Genomic DNA, 17,984 nt, shown 5'->3' with positions numbered 1-17,984 from the left:
TGTGTTTTATTTTGCTGTGACTGTTTTTTCATCTTTTTTCACTTCACGTCGAATATATTGACCGCTTCCGAGCTTGCCAACAAACTTTTTGTCTTTAATAACAAATTCTCCTCGACTTAATACACTAATTGGCTCGCCTTTTACTTTTAGACCTTCAAAGGCATTGTAATCTACATTCATATGATGCGTTTCCGATGAAATTACTCGCTCCACATTTGGATCAAATAAGACCAGATCTGCATCTGAGCCAATTGCAATCGTTCCTTTTTGTGGAAATAATCCAAATGTTTTAGCAGCACTAGTCGATACCATATCAACAAATTCATTGATAGTAATTCTTCCTTTCACTACCCCTTCTGAATAAAGAACACTGAAACGATCTTCGATGAATGGACCACCGTTTGGTATTTTCGAAAAATCATCCTTACCAAGTTGCTTTTTACCTTTAAAACTAAAAGAACATTGGTCAGAACCAATTGTCTGTAATTGCTTTGCCTTTAGCGCATTCCAAAGTACTTCCTGATGTTCTTTTGGTCGTAAAGGTGGTGACCAAACATATTTTGCCCCTTCGAAATTCGGCTTTTCTAAAGCTGTTTGATCTAGTACTAGATAAGGGGGACATGTTTCACCATAGACTTGATAGCCTTTTTCTCGTGCCCGGATAATTTCATCTACTGCTTCTTTACAAGTTACATGTACTACATACAACTTTGCACCAGCAAGATTTGCTAACTCAATTGCACGTTTTGTTGCTTCCCCTTCCAATTGGGGTGGTCTTGTAAGCGCATGATAAATGGGTTCTGTGTGCCCTAATGCTTTTGCTTCTTCCACTAGTTCATCGATCACCGAACCATTTTCACAATGTACCATTACAATAGCATCTTTTTCTTTTCCCACTTTAAACGCTTGGAATAATGTACGGTCTGTCGCTTGGAATTCTTTTGCATAGGCCAAAAATACTTTTACTGAGTTAATACCAGCAACTTCAAGTGCTTCTGGAAGCTGTTTTAACGTTTCTTCTGTTAAATCTGCTATCATCAAATGGAAGCCATAATCGATAACTGCTTTGTCTTTTGCTTTTTCATGCCATTTATCTACCGCATCTAATAATCTTGCTTCACCAGTAGTTAAACAAAAATCAAGTATTGTAGTAGTACCTCCAAAGGCAGCTGCAATCGTTCCTGATTCCCAATCATCATCTGTTACTGTGTTATTAAATGGCATATCTAAGTGAGTGTGCGGATCGATTCCACCTGGAAAAACAAATTTGCCAGTGGCATCAATAACTTCTGCATCTTCTGATTGAATCGCTTGTCCTATTTCTATAATTTTACCGTTCTCAATTAATACATCTGCTTCATACTGATCAGCTGCTGTTACAATTGTTCCACCTGTAATAATTTTTTTCATACGTTTTTCCCCTTTACATTGTTTTCGATTCTTGTTTAGACAAATTTCTTTGTAAAGCAAGTACCGTACGCAATAAAACATTTGCTCCTTTTACACAATCCTCAAAGCTTGTTAACTCTTCCTCACAATGACTTTTACCATTGACACTTGGTACGAAAATCATAGCTGATGGAATATAACTTGCGATGAATTGTGCATCATGCCCTGCTCCGCTATACATACGTTTGAACGTATAACTATATTCCTCGCATGCATTTTGAATTAGACTACAAAGTGACTCGTCAAATTGAACGGTATCTCGACTCCATAGTTTTTCAAAGGATACACTACATCCCGCTTGCTCTTCAGGTAAACTGAAGATGACCTCTTCTACTTCTTTTATTTTTGCTGGGTCTTGATGACGTGCTTCTAACGTAAACACCACTTTATTGGGTATTACTGTATGAATATTAGGTGTTACATTTACACGTCCCATTGTATAAACAAGCGCATCATCAATCTTATCTAGTTTTTTTCGCATTTCTGTTATTAAATCTGTCGCTAAAAAGAATGGATCCTTTCTTAACTTCATTGGTGTGGTACCTGCATGATTTGATTGACCAGTAATCGTTATTTCATAACACACCATACCAAGAACACCTTCAACGACCCCTATTTCAAGTTGTTCACTCTCAAGAACAGGCCCTTGTTCAATATGCAACTCAAGATAAGAAAGCGCTTTCTTCAATCGATTTGATTTTTTACCAACATAGCCACTTGCTTCAAGTGCTTCTTTAAATGTCACTCCGTCTTTATCCTTCGAATATAACATTTTTTCTTTATCGAACTTATTTGCTAATACTCCTGAGCTCATCATAGCTGGATCAAATCGTGCCCCTTCTTCATTTGTGAAATTCATAACAACAATAGGTGCTTCCAGCTCTTCTTTATGTTCTATTAATGTTTTTACAACCTCAATTCCAGTTAAAACGCCTAATACGCCATCAAACCTTCCACCTTTTTCGACCGAGTCAAGATGGGAGCCAATAACGATGGGGGGAATGTCCTTTTTCCCATCAAGTTTTGCATACATATTCCCCATATCGTCCCACACCACATCTAACCCCAATTCTTCACAGTACTTACGAAAATAATCTCTCGCCTGCAAATCCTCTTGTGAAAAGCAAAGTCTTGTTACACCATTGTTAGGTGTCTTGCCAAACGAACTGAACTCATTTAGTAATTCTTCAAGTCTACTCTTGTTACACGAATACATGAGATTACCTCCTCAATTTGTTTAATCCTGTATTAGCTTTCAAGTTAATTTAAGTCTGAATTTTCAGTAATTTATATTTGTATTAATTTAATAGCCTTTCAACCTTTTTAGGGTAGTTAAATAGTATGAAGGTATTTATAAAAATATGATTTTATACTATATAGTTTTAACATTATTAAATTCCCACTGATGAAGTTTCACTTTAATTCCTCTGAACTTTCAATTAAATTTTTTGCAAGGAGCATAAACTCTATTGTTATGACCTGCATTTTTAATCCCTATGTTCTTCATCGATTCAACGTTTATCAAATTTTATAAATTCTTATTTTTGTACGATTACCTTATTACTCAACGTAAAGTAAAAGTAATTAAAGAACAAAATAGTTCTATTTTCAGCAATGAAAAACTAGATATAAAGTGAAAGTCCATTCAATGAATGCTAATTGAATATTGCAAAATAATTAAATCAAATTTATAAGAAGAGGTGCTTTTAATATGACAGTTGAACAAAAAGCAAAAACATTAACTCACTTTATTAACGGTGAAGAAGTAATTGGTGTAAGTTCCCGCTATTCAGATGTCTTTAATCCATCTACTGGTGAAGTAATAGCTCAAGTACCGTTAGCTACAAAAGAAGAAGTGCAAGACGCAATCGAACTTGCTAAAAAAGCGTATCCTGGATGGAAAAATACCGCGATTGGTAAACGAGTTGAAGTGGTTTATCGTTTCCGTCAGCTGTTAGTTGAACACCAAGAAAAGCTGATTGATGTGATTTGTGAAGAAAGCGGAAAAACAAGAGAAGATGCAAAAGGTGAAATTCTCCGCGGTATTGAGTCCGTTGATATGGCAATTTCAGCACCTCAAATGTTGAAGGGAGAATATTCCGTAAATGTTGGTGGTAATATTAACGCTTACTCTGCAAAGTCACCTTTAGGTGTTGTAGCTTGTATTGCCCCATTTAACTTCCCTGTCATGGTACCACTAGCGATTACAAGTATGGCTGTTGCAGTTGGTAACGCTGTTATTCTAAAACCATCAGAACGTGTACCGATTTCAGCTTTATATTTAAGCAAATTGTGGAAAGAGGCAGGATTACCTAACGGAGTCTGGACAGTTATCAATGGAGATAAAGATGCTGTCAATGAACTGTTAGAAAACGATAATATTCAAGCGATTTCATTTGTCGGTTCAACTCCAGTTGCAGAGTATATTTATCAAACAGGAACAAAGCACAATAAACGCGTTGCTGCATTTGGTGGTGGTAAAAACTTTATGATCGTAATGCCAGATGCAAACCTTGAACAAACTGCTAATGCCTTCCTTGGAGCAGCTTACGGTGCAGCTTCACAACGCTGTATGGCTATTTCTGGTGCCATTGCTGTTGGTGCTGATACTGAAAAAAAATTCATCGAAATCTTAAAAGAAAAAATCGCTAACTTAAAAGTGGGACCTTATACAGATCCAGAAGTAGACTTTGGACCAGTCATTACTAAACAGTCGAAAGAAAACATCATTAAACATATCGATCTTGCACTTGAAGAAGGTGCTAGTCTTGCTGTTGATGGCCGAAAACCGGAGATAAGTGAAAACTCAAATGGATTCTATTTAGGTGCTACATTACTTCATAATGTAAAACCTGAAATGACCATATTCAAAGAAGAAGTATTTGGACCTGCTCGAATCGTTGTAGGAGTGGAAACATTACAACAAGCAATTGATTTGATTAATGATCATGAGCTAGGTAACGGTGTCACCATTTTCACAAACAGTGGTCCTGCTGCTCGTAAATTCCAAGAAGAAATTGAAGTGGGAATGGTTGGAGTCAATGTACCAATTCCAATTCCAGTTGGTTATCACAACTTTGGTGGTTGGAAACGTTCAAAATTCGGTGAAGGTCATATGTTTGGGCCAGACCAAGCTCGTTTCTTTACTAAGGCAAAAACCATTTCTGAAAGATGGCCAGATGAAACAGAAGATACAACAACTTCATTTGCCTTTCCTAGTAATGATGAGATAAAACCAAAAGAATAAAGTTTCACACGAAGAAGGCTATCCCTTACTAAAGGAGTGAAAAACTGTTGGTCAAAACAAATACTAATAAGGAGATCCTTGAGAAAGATGAACGATATGTTTGGCATTCTATGAAACCCTATAACCCAGAAGCAACTTTTGTAGTGGACCAATCATTTGGCGGTGCAAGGGTTGTCGATACTGATGGCAAACAATATATCGATGCGATGGCAGGATTATGGTGTGTAAACGTTGGCTATGGGCGTGAAGAATTAGCAAAAGCCGCATATGACCAAATGACAAAAAATCCATATTCTCCTCTTTCACAAGGGCATGTCCCTGCAGTGGAACTAGCAGAGAAAATCAACGACATGCTTGGAGGTGGCTATGTCGTCTTCTTCTCAAATAGTGGTTCCGAAGCAAACGAAACTGCATTTAAAATCGCTCGACAATATCACCAACAAAAAGGCGAATCTTCAAGGTATAAAATTATTTCTAGATATCGAGCCTATCATGGTAGCTCTTTTGGGGCATTGGCTGCAACTGGTCAAGCAGAACGCAAATATAAATACGAACCACTGTCCCCCGGTTTTGTTCACGTTGCTCCTCCAGATTCATACCGTCAACCTGAAGACTCATCACTTCCCCCTGAACAATTAGCAAGTGTTCAGGCAGTAGATCAAACGATGACGTGGGAATTTAGTGAAACCATTGCTGCTATGATTTTAGAACCCATTATTACAGGCGGTGGCGTCATTCTGCCTCCCGATAATTATTTAAAAGGTATTGAGAGTGTATGTAAAAAGCATGGGGCACTAATGATTGTTGATGAAGTTATTTGTGGTTTTGGCCGCACAGGTAAACCTTTTGGATTTATGAATTACGGAGTACAGCCAGATATTGTGACAATGGCAAAAGGAATTACAAGTGCATACTTACCTCTTTCTGCTACCGCTGTAAAACGAGAAATTTTCGAAGCATTTACCGGTACAGATGCATATGATTACTTCCGCCATGTAAATACTTTCGGCGGTTCTCCAGTTTCCTGCGCAGTAGCGCTTAAAAATATTGAGATTTTTGAACGTGAAGGACTATTCGAAAGATCTGCGGTTAAAGGTGCAGAAGTTCTTTCAACACTTCATGAAAAGCTTGATGAACACCCAAATGTAGGAAACATTAGAGGAAAAGGTCTTTTAATCGGCATTGAACTCGTCTCTGACAAGTCAACAAAACAACCATTGGCTGCTGACAAAATAAATGCTATCATTGCAGATTGTAAGAAAAATGGCGTTATAATTGGAAAAAACGGCACTACAGTTGCTGGTTTTAATAATGTCTTAACTCTTTCACCACCATTGAATATCTCTCAGGAGGATATTGATACTGTAATTGCTACTGTTGTTAATAGTATTGAAAATATAGATTCATTATAAGAATAAGAATTTTTTGCATTATTTATTGGGTTGATCCAACAAATGGATCAACCTTTTATTGCTTAAAATTAGAGACTAGTTGTTGCTAAGTACATATATTGTGTTTATTGAAATATTCAACCTTCATAATGTTTTAAAACAAAAGAAGAAGCCTATTTGATATTTTCGTCAAATAAGCTTCTTCTTTAATTAATACAATACCAACTTTTAGATTACTAATAACATTGGATTTTCTAAATAATAAACAACATCTGCTAAAAATGCAGCAGCTTCACTTCCATCAATAATTTGATGATCAAATGTTAAGCTTAAAGGCATTTTTTGTTCGTAATAAGGTTTACCTTTTTTATTGATATTCACTTCTTTTACTAAAGTTCCTAAACCTAGAATTCCTGTTTCAGGGGTATTTAAAATTGGTGTAAAATATTCCACACCACTTGTGCCTAGATTTGTAATAGTAAATGTAGAACCAGTTAGATATGCACCACTTTCACCATTTCTTGCCTTTTCCGTAACAGTAGTAATTTCCTCTGCAATAGACGATAGAGTTAACATATCAACATTTTCAACAACTGGCACTATTAAACCATTACGTACGGAAGTAGCAATCCCTAAATGTACTTCATTATGTTCTATATATGAACCATTAGAATAAGTAGAATTCATTTGTGGGTTCTTCTTCAGTGCTAATGCTACTGCTCGTGCAACAAATACTGTATAAGTAATTGGTATTTCTATATTTGCTTGTTGTAATTTATCTTTTAATTTATTGCGAAACTTTGTGAGCTTATCTAATGATGCTTTACGATGCAAGGTTAATTGGGCAGTTGATGTAATACTATTATGCATACGTTGAGCGATGACTTTACGCATGCCTTCTAAACCTTCCCCAACGTTAAGTTCCGCCGCTTCCAATTTTTCAACTTGTTTTTCTTCAGGAATAGAAGCCACTTTTATTTCAATTGTATCATCTAGTCCTTGATCTAGTACTCGCTCAATATCACGTTTTGTAATTCTACCATTCCCTCCTGTACCACGAACAAATTGAAGCTCAATACCGTATTCTTTTGCTAAACGTTTCGCTAAAGGTGAAGCAAAAATCCTCTCACCTTCTAGTCTTTTAGATGTCTCTTGTTGGCCGATGTTTTCAACTTTTGGTAATACAATTTCATGTATCACTTTTTCTGGTACGACAGCAGAAATTGGTTCATCTGCAGTTTCACTTATAATTCCAATTAGTCCTTTTACAGGGATATCTTCATCGACTTCCGCAATAATTTTGGTTAAAAAACCATCTGCTTCTGCCTCCACTTCCATCGTTAGTTTTTCAGAAGCAATCAGGCAAATGACTTCACCCTTTTTTACGGGATCGCCTTCTTTTTTATACCATTCCTGTACAGTACCTTCTGTCATTGTTAGTCCTAATTTAGGCATTAATACTTCTGTTGCCATGACGGTCGCCTCCTACTTCACTTTTTTTAAATCAAAGATAAGTTCATCTGCAACTTTAAGTACTTTTGCAGCATTCGGGAGATATAGTTCCTCTAAATTTGTGGCAAATGGTACAGGACAATTTGGTGCACAAACTGTTTTAATCGGACCATCTAAATAATCGAATGCTCTATCACCAATAACAGAAGCAATATCTGTGGCTGTGTTATTATGAGGATTTGCTTCGTCAATAACGATTAAGCGACCTGTTTTCTTAACTGATTCAAGTACCGTTTCTTGATCCCAAGGTGCTACTGTAAGGAGATCGATAACTTCTACTTCAATATCATCTTCAGCTAATTTTTCTGCTACTTCTAAACCGACATAAAACATTTTACCAATCGTTACAATGGTCAAATCTGATCCTACTCGTTCGATATGTGCTTTTCCAATTTCAATCTTATAATATTCTTCAGGAACTTCACCTTTCAAGCCATAAAGTGTTTTATCTTCTGAGTAGATAACTAAATTATTATCCTCAATTGCGGAAAGGAGTAAACCTTTTGCTGTATATGGGTTAGATGGTACAACTACTTTAACTCCCGGAATCGCACCGAACATTCCATATAAAGATTGTGAGTGTTGAGCGGCTGCACTTGCGCCTGCTCCATGTGTTGTGCGAATAGTTAGAGGGATTTGTGCTTTACCTCCAAACATATAACGCATTTTTGACCCCTGACATAGAATCATATCTAAACAGAAACCTATAAAATCATTGAACATTAATTCAGCTACTGGTCGTAATCCCGTTGCAGCTGCTCCAACTGCAGCACCTATATAACCATTCTCTGAGATTGGTGTGTCAATTACTCGTTCTCTTCCAAATTTTTGAACTAGTCCTTTCGTGACGCCAAATACGCCCCCCCATGCATCTTGATCTTCAAAACCTTCTACTTTAGCTCCACCAGCAATATCTTCGCCCATTAAAATAACTTTGTCGTCATTTTCCATAGCAGTTTGCATTGCCTCGTTAATCGCTTGCATCATCGTGATTTTTCTTGTCATGATTTCAACACTCCTTTTTTATTAGTCAGCGAATACGTCTGTTAGTAATGATTCAGGTTTTGGAATTGGACTATTTTGTGCAAATTCTACTGCTTCTTTAATCGTTTTTACAGATTTCTTTTCAATTGCAGTCAATTGTTTTTTAGTCAACAAATTATTTTCAATTGCGTATTCCTTGAAAAGATTAATCGGATCTTTATCTACTGGATGTAATTTCTTTTCTTTGTTTGTTTTATATTTTTGTTCATCGCCCTCGAAATGGCCATAATTACGATACGTAACACATTCAATAATTGTTGGCCCTTTACCCGCACGAGCATTATCAATTGCTTCTTTTGCAGCAGTGTAAACTGCTACTAAGTCATTTCCATCCACTCTAATTCCTGGAATACCATATGCTTTTGCTCGATCAGCAATTGTTTTCGAAGCACTTGAATATCGAATTGGTGTTGCTTCCGCAAATCCATTATTTTCACAAACAAAAACTACTGGTAGTTTCATAGATGCAGCCATGTTGATTCCTTCATGGAATGTACCTTCGTTAGATGCACCATCTCCAAAGAAACAAACTGCAACGCTTTGATTGTTCAAATATTTGCTTGTAATACCAGCTCCAACAGCAATCGGGAATCCTCCGCCTACGATGCCATTTGCACCCAGCATCCCTTTGTCAACATCTGCAATATGCATGGAGCCGCCTTTACCTTTACACAAGCCATCTTCACGTCCATAGATTTCAGCCATCATACCGTTGATATCGCATCCTTTTGCAATACAATGACCATGACCACGGTGTGTAGAAGTAATATAATCAGCATCAGTCAAGTTAGCACATACACCTGTTGCAATTGCTTCTTCACCTGCATATAAATGTACGAAGCCAGGGATCAGTCCAGCTGAAAAATGTTTATGCAATGTATCTTCGAAGTTTCGAATATTGTTCATTGTTTCATAAACCCATAAAGCCTTTTCTTCCGTTAACTGTACATCTTGTAATGCTTTGTTTGTTGTCATCCTGAATTCCTCCTTTTAATGTTCAATCTATACATGAATCGCTGTGCCTAGAAAAGCATCTGCGGTTTCACCAATTTGTTCAGAAATACTCGGATGCGGGAAAATAACGTCAGACAATTCATATATCGTCCCTTCTGCACTATATGTAGCCAAGATAGCGTTCAGCAATTCTGTAGCACCTTCTCCTACAACTACTGCTCCTAAGATTTCACCAAATTCTTGATCTACAATTATTTTGATAAATCCTTCTGTATTCCCTTCTGCCATTGCTTTCCCATTGGTTGAAAGAGGAACTTTTTTCACCTTTATAAGCTTATATCCAGCAGATATCGCATCTTCTTCAGAGTATCCAAAGGAAGCAATTTCAGGAATTGTATAAACACATCTAGGAATATTCTGTAATTTCAAAGTTTCCACTTGTCCACGATGAATATAATCTACTGCATGCAAACCTTCTGCAGATGCTGCATGCGCTAACTGGTATCCCCCTATTAAGTCTCCAATCGCAAATATATGACTTTGAGATGTTTCAAAATACTGACTTACTTTTACAAATCTGCCTTCCATCTTTAAATTTAAAGATTCTGCAATTTCAATATTTGGTTGTCTTCCTGTTGCAACAAGTAAATTTGTAAATTTGACTACATCGTTATCTAACTCAACTTCATTTTTTCGAACGCTTTGGATCTTTACATTTGTTTTATATTGAATACCAATCTTATTCATTTTGTCTTTGATTACATTTCTTGCATCTTCGTCTTCTGTTAGTAAGATATCTGGTGCAACCTCTAATATTGTTACTTCTGTTCCTAAAGGAGCAAGGCTAAACGCCAACTCTACAGAAATTACACCACCACCGATAATGACTAACTTCTTTGGTAGTTCTTCTAAATCAAAAAATGTATCAGTAGTTTCATATTTAATATTTTCTAAACCTTTAATCGGCGGAACATATGGTTTACTACCTGTTGCTAGAATAATATCTTTTGAATAAAAACTTTTACCAGCGACAGTAACCGTATTTCGTTGATCAACCCTTGCTTCGCCTTCAATTAAAGTAATAGCATTCTTTTTAATCAATCCTTGGACACCTAAAATAAGACTATTCACTATTTGATCTTTTCTCATTTTTAGCTTTTTAAAGTTAATCTGTTCAATATTCGTTTCAATACCCCAAGCATTTGCTTTTTGTATATCTAAAGCAAGGTGGCTATGTTTTAACATCACTTTTGATGGGATACAACCAACGTTTAAGCATGTTCCCCCTACTTTGTTTCTTTCGATAAGGGCAACTCTCATACCCAACTTTGCGGCGTGAATTGCAGCTACATAACCACCAGGACCTGCACCAATAATAGTAAGATCAAAACTTTTCATTTATGCATCACCTCATCTCAATTGATGTTACCGATTACATTTTCAAATTAACATATTAGTGAAACCACAACAATAAATGTCTAAAAACTTCCATTTTTTCGACAATAAAAACTAAATTAATCATACATATGTCGAACTTTTTGTGTTTTAAAAAAAGTCTTCAACTTCCGAAGAAATTAAAGACTTCATTTGTAGCTTAGAATTATCTAGATGTCTGGGACCAAATCTATAATCAAGGGTTCTTTAATCCATTAATAAAATCCTCAAAGCTATCAGCTATTTTATTAGTATTTTCTTCTTCATTAGATTGTGGGAAGTAAAAAGAGTGATCCCAATAATATACACCATCATTCTCTGTATCATTATTGAGTACAATTAATCCTGAACCCGGATCATCTCCTATTATTAAACTTTTTGGCAACATGTCTTCTTCAAATTCTTTATAGCATTCACTTAAATCAAAAGTTCTTTTTACATCTATTCCGTACAATACATCTAATGGAATTTCCTGATTTAATTCTTTAACAAAAAATTTACTATACCTAACTTTCGAAGTTCCTCCGTTATATTCACTTAAAAATTTTTTATAATCTTTCGGAAGTAAAAAGCCTAAAAACTCTTCCAATTCTTCAATCGATTCATCTGATGCTCTACCAAAAGCATTTAAATTTATTTATTTCACTCCCATTTAATCTTTTAATTTCTTAGAATTAGCTAACGACATTCCACCCATATGTCGAAATCTTCTATGCATCTCTTTATTAACTTCTTGCAATGTTGATAAATCTTGATGATGGTGCCAGGTGTTTTCATCTAATTTTGGACCATCTGGAGCTAATTCATCCGCCTTAGCAAAATCAATATCATATCTATTAAACTTACCTATCTGAACTTCTTGTCTTACCAACCCAGCAGACTTAAAATCCGGAAAACCCCAGGATAAGAAACTCGATTTGGAGGAATATCCAATCAATATAAGTCCATGTTCCTTCCTCATCAATTTCAATTTCCCCACCTTTTTTCTGCCATTTTACAGGGCCTCTGGAATATGGAGGTTTAGTAGCTAATTGTTCCTCTGTAAACTTTACTATCTCTGGATTTTTACCCACCGTACCCCTTATAGCATCCTTCTCCGCCTGCATCCTAGAAATTAAGTCCTCGGCTTTATTCTTAAATACATCTTCCGAAGGGCCACGTTCTATTCCAACAGGTATTTTCGGTCCGCCAATAACTTCCATACTTTTTATATAAACTGGTCTTTTGACGGCATCAATAATACTTGCAGTTCCTCGAATGCTTTTTTGTCCTGCTTTTGATGTCAATGTGGCAATAACTGGATGAGACAAGGCAAATCTCAGTTGATCTGCATGTGCTTTTCCAAGTTTTTTGGCGTGTTCTACTGTTTTGTTAATCGAAGATTCTATTGATTGTTTGGTCGATTTTATACTATTAGTAGCCTGTGATACTTTTTTGTGTGTTGTCTTTAGCGCTTGCTTCCCTGTTAAGGTAAGGTTTTGTTTAACCAATCTTACACTATCAGTAGCTTTCAATGCCTGTTGTTGTGTTTTTGCCACCGTTGTTTTTAAAGCTTGCTTTCCCGTTATAGTCAGGTGATCCACTTTGGTTTTAATCGGTTTGACGGCATCATCCATTGTTTTAGATACTGTTTTCATTACCGTTCCTAGAGCAGGCATGTGCTTCAGTAAAGATTTTGCGGCTAGTCCACCGGCTCCAGGTACTATCGCAAATGCACCTCGCATTAGTCGTTCTTCATCGGATAGTTTTCTTCCTGAAATGAGGTCTTCTCCTTTGATAGCGCCTGCCGCATCGATTGTTGTATAAATAACCCCTGCAGCTAGTCCTGCTGGTGGGCAAACTATGGCTAAACCGACTACCACACCTGTTGCGATCAGGTTAAACCAAAATTCTTTTTTCTCTTGTCCCGCTCGGATTCCTTCGTATTCAAATGCGCCACTATTAAGTGCTGCTGTACGATAATCTTCATCCGATGTTGTTTCACTAGGATTTTGAAGTTTCCAAGTTTTGAACTCTGTTTTGAGTTTTTCAGAATAAGTTGTATCTGCTTCATATAAATCATTTAGCGTGATTTTATCTTTCGCACCTGGAAATAAGGAACCTTCTTTTACATTAATCGTATTGGCCGTTTGATACGCAGTTACATTTAAATCGGCCATCTTTTGAATATATTCATCGATTGCGTTATAAAAGGGCGTATCTACCTTTCCATCTATAATTTTACCAATTCCTTTGGCATAACTATATAGTTTTTAATAGTTTTGACGAATCAGTTTGTCTTCTTGATAGTAGGTTAGAGGCTTAAGAAAAAGCCCCTAATCTCCGAGAGATCAAGGACTTCATTTGTAGCTTTTTTTCAGAATTGTTTTGGTACCTGGCATCTAATCTTTCAAACTAAATCATTGGGATTAAATGGTTTCTTATCTTCTATTAAGGTTACATCACTTTTTGGAACCCAACCCATCCATAAATCTCTATCGATTCTAGGTAATTTCAATTTAGTCCCAATCAATAAATCACTTGTCGCAACTTGATATTCATTCTCTCTCTCTTTTAAAATCTCCAGTTTTTCGCCATTTAAGATTCCGTAGGGTTTTATCCTTATACAATCTGTAAGTTCGTTTGCATTTACAATTTTCTCAAAAAGACCAGTATTATTGGGATCTTTAAAGGATTTATCAATTTTATCACTATCCCTAGTCATAATAAAAATATTATCGTCCATATCAACTGTTATTTTATAAATTTTATTTCTGTATTTGCCATAATCCCCGTATTTCAACATATTATTCACCTCATAATAATTAAAATGTTTCACCATCAAATATTGCAATTACTTCGTCTCTTCCATCTATTACTCTATGCAGTTTTGCACCCTTTTTAATTATGATTTCCTTATTTGCGGTCCACTCAGGAATAACTTCCCCATTTCTTGACGAAGTAAAACCATTCCCCGTCCATGGCCATTCGTTATATTTCCAGCCACTAAAGGGATGATTCATACTTACACCATAAGGAATTTCTAAAATTTCAGGTGACAGACTTTCCGTATTCTTTGCCTTAAATTCAATATAACCATATGCATTTCCATCCTCAGGATATGGTCTAACGATTTAAGAATAGTCTAATCTCATGGATTCCCTTACGTGATTGTAGTCATGTATATGTGCACTATCTTCAGCTTTTGCAATAAAACCTCTAACTGTCGTATACTTACCGTCAAGATATTTCTGAATGTCATTAGCGTGTATATTCTTAATTAATGGTGTCTTGCTATCTGGACGAACAACTGAATTACGAATATCCTGTATTATTTTTAGCTCCGTTTCGTTTAACTGGTAATCAGGTTTTAACCGTAAGTTTGTAAAATCATCGTAACTTAGATTATGTTCCTTTAACTTCTTCGGAAGTATACTATTTACAAAGCTATTTGGACTTTGTGAATTTGTAGCGACACGATCTTGTGTATTCATATTTATTTCCGTTTTATCCCAGAATTGATTATATCTCGTTGCATCTTCCTTATTCATTAATGTAGCAAAGGAATCAAATTTTTTAGGATCTTTTTTATTTAATAACGCATCCTTCCCCGCCTGCATCTTAGAAATTAAGTCCTCTCCCTTATTCTTTAATACATCTTTCGAAGGACCACGTTCAATCCCGACAGGTATTTTCGGACCGCCAATGACTTCCATACTTTTTATATGAGCAGGTCGTAAGGCGTCATCAATAAATTTAGCAGTTCCTCGAATGCTTTTTTGTCCTACCTTTGATGTCACTGTAGAAAGAATAGGATGTGCCACGGCAAATTTCAGTTGATCTACGTGTGCTTTTCCAAGTTTCATGGCATTTTCTACTTTTGTTGAAAACCCGGATTTTGTTGATGCAGCCTTTATTGCAGTACGTTGTTTGACCTCATTAATGACCGGTTCCACCGATTTTCGAACCGATTTCATACTGTTCACTGCTATCGTGGATACTTTTTGTTGTGTTTTGGTAATCGCCGTTTTCACAGATTGTTTTCCTGATAAAGCGATATTTTGGACGGTGCTCTTGATCGGTTTAATAGCATCATCCACTGGTTTAGTTACTGTTTTCATAACAGTTGCTAGAGCTGGCATGTGCTTTAATAAGGATTTTGCCGCTAGTCCACCGGCCGCAGGGACAATCGCAAATGCACCTCTCATTAGTCGTTCTTCATCGGAGAGTTATTATGAAATGTACTTGTTTAGATGAATAGATTATGTCTATATGTAGGAAGCGCTGATGATCTAATTGTTTAGCTATCTTTCTTAAAGATAATCTCTTAAAAAAAGTCTTCAACTTCCGAAGAAATTAAAGACTTCATTTGTTGCTTATTTTCTGAATTATTTTGGTACCTGGCACATAAATTTTGTTTTGGTACCTGGCACCTAAACTAAACTTATAATATATTGTCAGTTATAATACAATATCTTGATAACCTACCTCTTCTACCATTTCATCTTCAATCTTTATTCCCATTCCATTGTCAATATCCCAGGAGACATCGCAAAGTAAACCTAATCTTCTTTTTCCATTCTTTCTTATTCTTCTTACAATTAATTCAACTGGTTTCACTATTCTCTTTAAATCTGAAATAGAATCAATCTTTGGTGCTAATTTATCTGCTTCTGATTCATTACCTAACATCTCTCTATACTCTTCATAGTTCTCAATATAGTAATCGTAAACTTGCTTTTCTGCCTCACGTATTATGTTTTTCATATCTTGATTAAAGTTAATAAATGCTTCTCTTTGCACATTTGAAAAATCAGCATTTTCATGTGCATCAATACTTAAAAGTATATCTTTCTCCAAGTCAAACATTCTAATAGTTGTTTTTCCTCTCCAGAAATTATTTTTATATTCAAGTTTTCCAAATAAATCATCATTAATTATTGTCATTCTTTATTACTCTCCTAACTTAACTTTTATATTATATTCGCCAACTCCACCCAAATGTTTAAAAACACTATTAATTTTACTAGGTACCAATTGTATTGTTTCCAAGTCATTAAGTTCATGCCAAGTATATTTATTATCTTCTCGCCAATCAGCTACATCATCTGCTGTCCATTTTTTATCTGGTGTACTCCACTTTTTAGCCAATTCTTCATCAGCAGTTGAAAAATTTGATTTTCTATCATTAGTCATGTTTTCTAATTTTATTTCACCTTTGGAAAATGGTGGAAAGTCTGGCATTCCGCTTTTGTACTCAACTCCGTCAACACCAGCTTCATCAAGATATTTTTTAACTTCCCCGGTCTTATCGGAGATAAATAACGACTCTGCTCGTTCGCTACTCCATTCACCTTTATTAACAGGTGTGGTTTTTACCCTTTGCTCATAAGAGCTATACTTAGGCTCTACGTCAAAACCTCTAGTATAGTTTATCTGCCTATCCTTACCCGTACCCTTAGTTTCCTTCTTTATAGCATCCTTCTTCACCTGCATCCTATAAATTAAGTCCTCGGCTTTATTCTTAAATACATCTTCCGAAGGGCCACGTTCTATTCCAACAGGTATTTTCGGTCCGCCAATGACTTCCATACTTTTTATATAAACTGGTCTTTTGACATTATCAATAATACTAGCAGTTCCTCGAATACTTTTCTGTCCTGCCTTTGATGTCACTGTGGAAAGAATAGGATGAGCCACGGCAAATTTCAGTTGATCTACGTGTGTTTTTCCGAGTTTTATGGCGTTTTCTACTTTTGTTGAAAACGCGGATTTTGATGAAGCAGCCTTTATCGCAGCACGTTGTTTGGCCTCATTAATGATCGGTTCCACCGATTTTTGAACCGATTTCACACTGTTCACTGCTATAGTGGATACTTTTTGTTGTGTTTTTGTAATCGCTGTTTTCATAACAGTTCCTAGGGCTGGCCTGTGCTTTAGTAAAGATTTTGTTGCTAGCCCACCGGCACCAGGTACTATCGCAAATGCACCACGCGTTAGTCGTTCTTCATCAGACAGTTTTCTGCCTGAAATGAGGTCTTCTCCTTTGACTGCTCCTACCGCGTCGATGGTCGTATAAATAACCCCTGCGGCTAAGCCTGCGGGTGGACAAACAATAGCCAAACCGACTACCACACCTGTTGCAATCAGGTTAAACCAAAATTCCTTTTTCTCTTGTCCCGCTCGGACTTTTCGTAATTGAAAGTGATTTCTTATAAAATGATTTGTTTGGATGAATAGATTATTTCAAAATGTATGAATGATTTTTCTAATTGTTTAACTCGTACTTAAAGATTATCACTTAAAAAGTCTTCAACTTCCGAAGAAATTAAAGACTTCATTTGTAGCTTATTTTCAGNATTTTCAGAATTGTTTTACTACCTGGCACCTAACCTTTACTGAACTGGTCCCATAAATTCAGTAATAATAAGAATATGTTCCTTTAGTTTGACTTTTTTTAGATTCTCTACTTTTTCTGCTCCACCTAAACCTAATAGAGGTGTATAGCCGAAGCACTCTTCATAGGAAAGTTCTCCCCAATTTTCAACAGCTTCAGGATATGGGTTCCACTTTAAATACTCATTCCGAAACTTTTCTGAATCCAGACTTTTGAAAAAATATAAAAAGTTTGGCATAACTGTTTTAAGTACTCCGTATCTAAAATTAAGCAATCTTACATAACCGTCTGCCCATAATACTAAATCTCCCATTCCAGTAGCAAATAACACTACAGAATCCGTATATCTTTGACTACACTCTTGTAAAATATCAATGAACTCTTCTGGATTAACACTTTTAAAATATCCTTGCATAAATGTTCCAAATCCATATTCTTGCCACAAATCTATTATTTCTTTTGGAACAAGATTTTTATATTTTTCTATTATTTCACTAGGAACCATACTATTTAACTTAAAATCATTTAATGTTTTTTCCATAAATAAATCTCCTCGTATATTAGTAGTAAGAGCTCT

General features: G+C 35.9%; 17 protein-coding genes. 2 read left to right on the top strand and 15 right to left on the bottom strand.

The window, feature by feature from the left end; genetic code table 11:
* Positions 1–6 precede the first annotated feature (6 nt).
* Positions 7–1,410 carry a dihydropyrimidinase gene (hydA, locus tag CW357_RS12650; RefSeq protein WP_119416693.1) on the bottom strand — a complete coding sequence of 468 codons (1,404 nt, stop codon included), beginning with the start codon at positions 1,408–1,410 and terminating at the stop codon, positions 7–9.
* Between the two features lie 13 nt (positions 1,411–1,423).
* Entirely contained in the window at positions 1,424–2,665 is a 1,242-nt protein-coding gene (locus CW357_RS12645) for a Zn-dependent hydrolase (RefSeq protein WP_124218239.1), read from the bottom strand.
* A 495-nt stretch (positions 2,666–3,160) separates the two neighbouring features.
* Here CW357_RS12645 and CW357_RS12640 point away from each other — a divergent pair, with 495 nt between their 5' ends.
* Together CW357_RS12640 and CW357_RS12635 are read left to right on the top strand one after the other, a co-directional pair.
* On the top strand, positions 3,161–4,696 hold the full coding sequence (locus tag CW357_RS12640; protein ID WP_124218238.1) for a CoA-acylating methylmalonate-semialdehyde dehydrogenase: 1,536 nt from the start codon (positions 3,161–3,163) through the stop codon (positions 4,694–4,696).
* Positions 4,697–4,743: 47 nt separating this feature from the next.
* Positions 4,744–6,108: an aspartate aminotransferase family protein gene (locus CW357_RS12635; protein WP_124218237.1), complete on the top strand. Its 1,365-nt coding sequence runs from the start codon at positions 4,744–4,746 to the stop codon at positions 6,106–6,108.
* Positions 6,109–6,315: 207 nt separating this feature from the next.
* On the opposite strand, the gene CW357_RS12630 is transcribed toward CW357_RS12635, so the two are convergent.
* From CW357_RS12630 to CW357_RS12570, 13 genes are all read right to left on the bottom strand, one after another.
* Entirely contained in the window at positions 6,316–7,560 is a 1,245-nt protein-coding gene (locus CW357_RS12630; RefSeq protein WP_124218236.1) for a dihydrolipoamide acetyltransferase family protein, read from the bottom strand.
* Between the two features lie 12 nt (positions 7,561–7,572).
* Positions 7,573–8,604: an alpha-ketoacid dehydrogenase subunit beta gene (locus CW357_RS12625; protein ID WP_124218235.1), complete on the bottom strand. Its 1,032-nt coding sequence runs from the start codon at positions 8,602–8,604 to the stop codon at positions 7,573–7,575.
* A gap of 21 nt (positions 8,605–8,625) precedes the next feature.
* Positions 8,626–9,618 (bottom strand): thiamine pyrophosphate-dependent dehydrogenase E1 component subunit alpha, encoded by a 993-nt coding sequence (locus CW357_RS12620; protein WP_119416699.1) that lies wholly within the window; start codon positions 9,616–9,618, stop codon positions 8,626–8,628.
* Between the two features lie 27 nt (positions 9,619–9,645).
* Positions 9,646–10,995 carry a dihydrolipoyl dehydrogenase gene (gene lpdA / locus CW357_RS12615; RefSeq protein WP_124218234.1) on the bottom strand — a complete coding sequence of 450 codons (1,350 nt, stop codon included), beginning with the start codon at positions 10,993–10,995 and terminating at the stop codon, positions 9,646–9,648.
* 232 nt (positions 10,996–11,227) lie between these two features.
* The gene (locus CW357_RS12610) at positions 11,228–11,668 is read right to left on the bottom strand and encodes an SMI1/KNR4 family protein (protein WP_124218233.1); all 441 of its coding nucleotides are present in this window, start codon (positions 11,666–11,668) and stop codon (positions 11,228–11,230) included.
* 15 nt (positions 11,669–11,683) lie between these two features.
* Positions 11,684–11,902 (bottom strand): HNH endonuclease, encoded by a 219-nt coding sequence (locus CW357_RS12605; protein WP_119416702.1) that lies wholly within the window; start codon positions 11,900–11,902, stop codon positions 11,684–11,686.
* Between the two features lie 10 nt (positions 11,903–11,912).
* Positions 11,913–13,190 carry a pre-toxin TG domain-containing protein gene (locus tag CW357_RS12600; protein ID WP_119416703.1) on the bottom strand — a complete coding sequence of 426 codons (1,278 nt, stop codon included), beginning with the start codon at positions 13,188–13,190 and terminating at the stop codon, positions 11,913–11,915.
* Between the two features lie 230 nt (positions 13,191–13,420).
* The gene (locus tag CW357_RS12595; RefSeq protein ID WP_124218232.1) at positions 13,421–13,816 is read right to left on the bottom strand and encodes a hypothetical protein; all 396 of its coding nucleotides are present in this window, start codon (positions 13,814–13,816) and stop codon (positions 13,421–13,423) included.
* Positions 13,817–13,835: 19 nt separating this feature from the next.
* Complete coding sequence (locus CW357_RS12590) at positions 13,836–14,033, bottom strand: hypothetical protein (protein ID WP_124218231.1); 198 nt, start codon at positions 14,031–14,033, stop codon at positions 13,836–13,838.
* 111 nt (positions 14,034–14,144) lie between these two features.
* Positions 14,145–15,218, bottom strand: coding sequence for a hypothetical protein (locus tag CW357_RS12585; protein WP_124218230.1), 1,074 nt, complete (start codon positions 15,216–15,218; stop codon positions 14,145–14,147).
* Positions 15,219–15,471: 253 nt separating this feature from the next.
* Positions 15,472–15,957 (bottom strand): DUF6985 domain-containing protein, encoded by a 486-nt coding sequence (locus CW357_RS12580; RefSeq protein WP_119416706.1) that lies wholly within the window; start codon positions 15,955–15,957, stop codon positions 15,472–15,474.
* 6 nt (positions 15,958–15,963) lie between these two features.
* A complete protein-coding gene (locus CW357_RS12575) occupies positions 15,964–17,133 on the bottom strand; it encodes an HNH endonuclease (RefSeq protein WP_124218229.1) in 1,170 nt (389 codons plus the stop codon).
* Between the two features lie 272 nt (positions 17,134–17,405).
* The gene (locus CW357_RS12570) at positions 17,406–17,948 is read right to left on the bottom strand and encodes a T6SS immunity protein Tdi1 domain-containing protein (protein WP_119416708.1); all 543 of its coding nucleotides are present in this window, start codon (positions 17,946–17,948) and stop codon (positions 17,406–17,408) included.
* Positions 17,949–17,984: the final 36 nt, after the last annotated feature.

The organism is Rummeliibacillus sp. TYF005 (assembly GCF_003844195.1).
In the GTDB taxonomy this organism is placed as follows: Bacteria; Bacillota; Bacilli; order Bacillales_A; family Planococcaceae; genus Rummeliibacillus.
Note: the sequence above shows the minus strand (reverse complement) of the source record. Positions and strands in the feature narration are given on the sequence as shown.

Bases quoted from the DNA above. Each gene is read 5' to 3' on its own strand.
- hydA (WP_119416693.1), bottom strand. From the start codon at position 1,410: ATGAAAAAAATTATTACAGGTGGAACAATTGTAACAGCAGCTGATCAG.
- CW357_RS12645 (WP_124218239.1), bottom strand. From the start codon at position 2,665: ATGTATTCGTGTAACAAGAGTAGACTTGAAGAATTACTAAATGAGTTC.
- CW357_RS12640 (WP_124218238.1), top strand. From the start codon at position 3,161: ATGACAGTTGAACAAAAAGCAAAAACATTAACTCACTTTATTAACGGT.
- CW357_RS12630 (WP_124218236.1), bottom strand. From the start codon at position 7,560: ATGGCAACAGAAGTATTAATGCCTAAATTAGGACTAACAATGACAGAA.
- CW357_RS12625 (WP_124218235.1), bottom strand. From the start codon at position 8,604: ATGACAAGAAAAATCACGATGATGCAAGCGATTAACGAGGCAATGCAA.
- CW357_RS12620 (WP_119416699.1), bottom strand. From the start codon at position 9,618: ATGACAACAAACAAAGCATTACAAGATGTACAGTTAACGGAAGAAAAG.
- lpdA (WP_124218234.1), bottom strand. From the start codon at position 10,995: ATGAAAAGTTTTGATCTTACTATTATTGGTGCAGGTCCTGGTGGTTAT.
- CW357_RS12600 (WP_119416703.1), bottom strand. From the start codon at position 13,190: ATGGCCGATTTAAATGTAACTGCGTATCAAACGGCCAATACGATTAAT.
- CW357_RS12595 (WP_124218232.1), bottom strand. From the start codon at position 13,816: ATGTTGAAATACGGGGATTATGGCAAATACAGAAATAAAATTTATAAA.
- CW357_RS12590 (WP_124218231.1), bottom strand. From the start codon at position 14,033: ATGAATCATCCCTTTAGTGGCTGGAAATATAACGAATGGCCATGGACG.
- CW357_RS12585 (WP_124218230.1), bottom strand. From the start codon at position 15,218: ATGAGAGGTGCATTTGCGATTGTCCCTGCGGCCGGTGGACTAGCGGCA.
- CW357_RS12580 (WP_119416706.1), bottom strand. From the start codon at position 15,957: ATGACAATAATTAATGATGATTTATTTGGAAAACTTGAATATAAAAAT.
- CW357_RS12570 (WP_119416708.1), bottom strand. From the start codon at position 17,948: ATGGAAAAAACATTAAATGATTTTAAGTTAAATAGTATGGTTCCTAGT.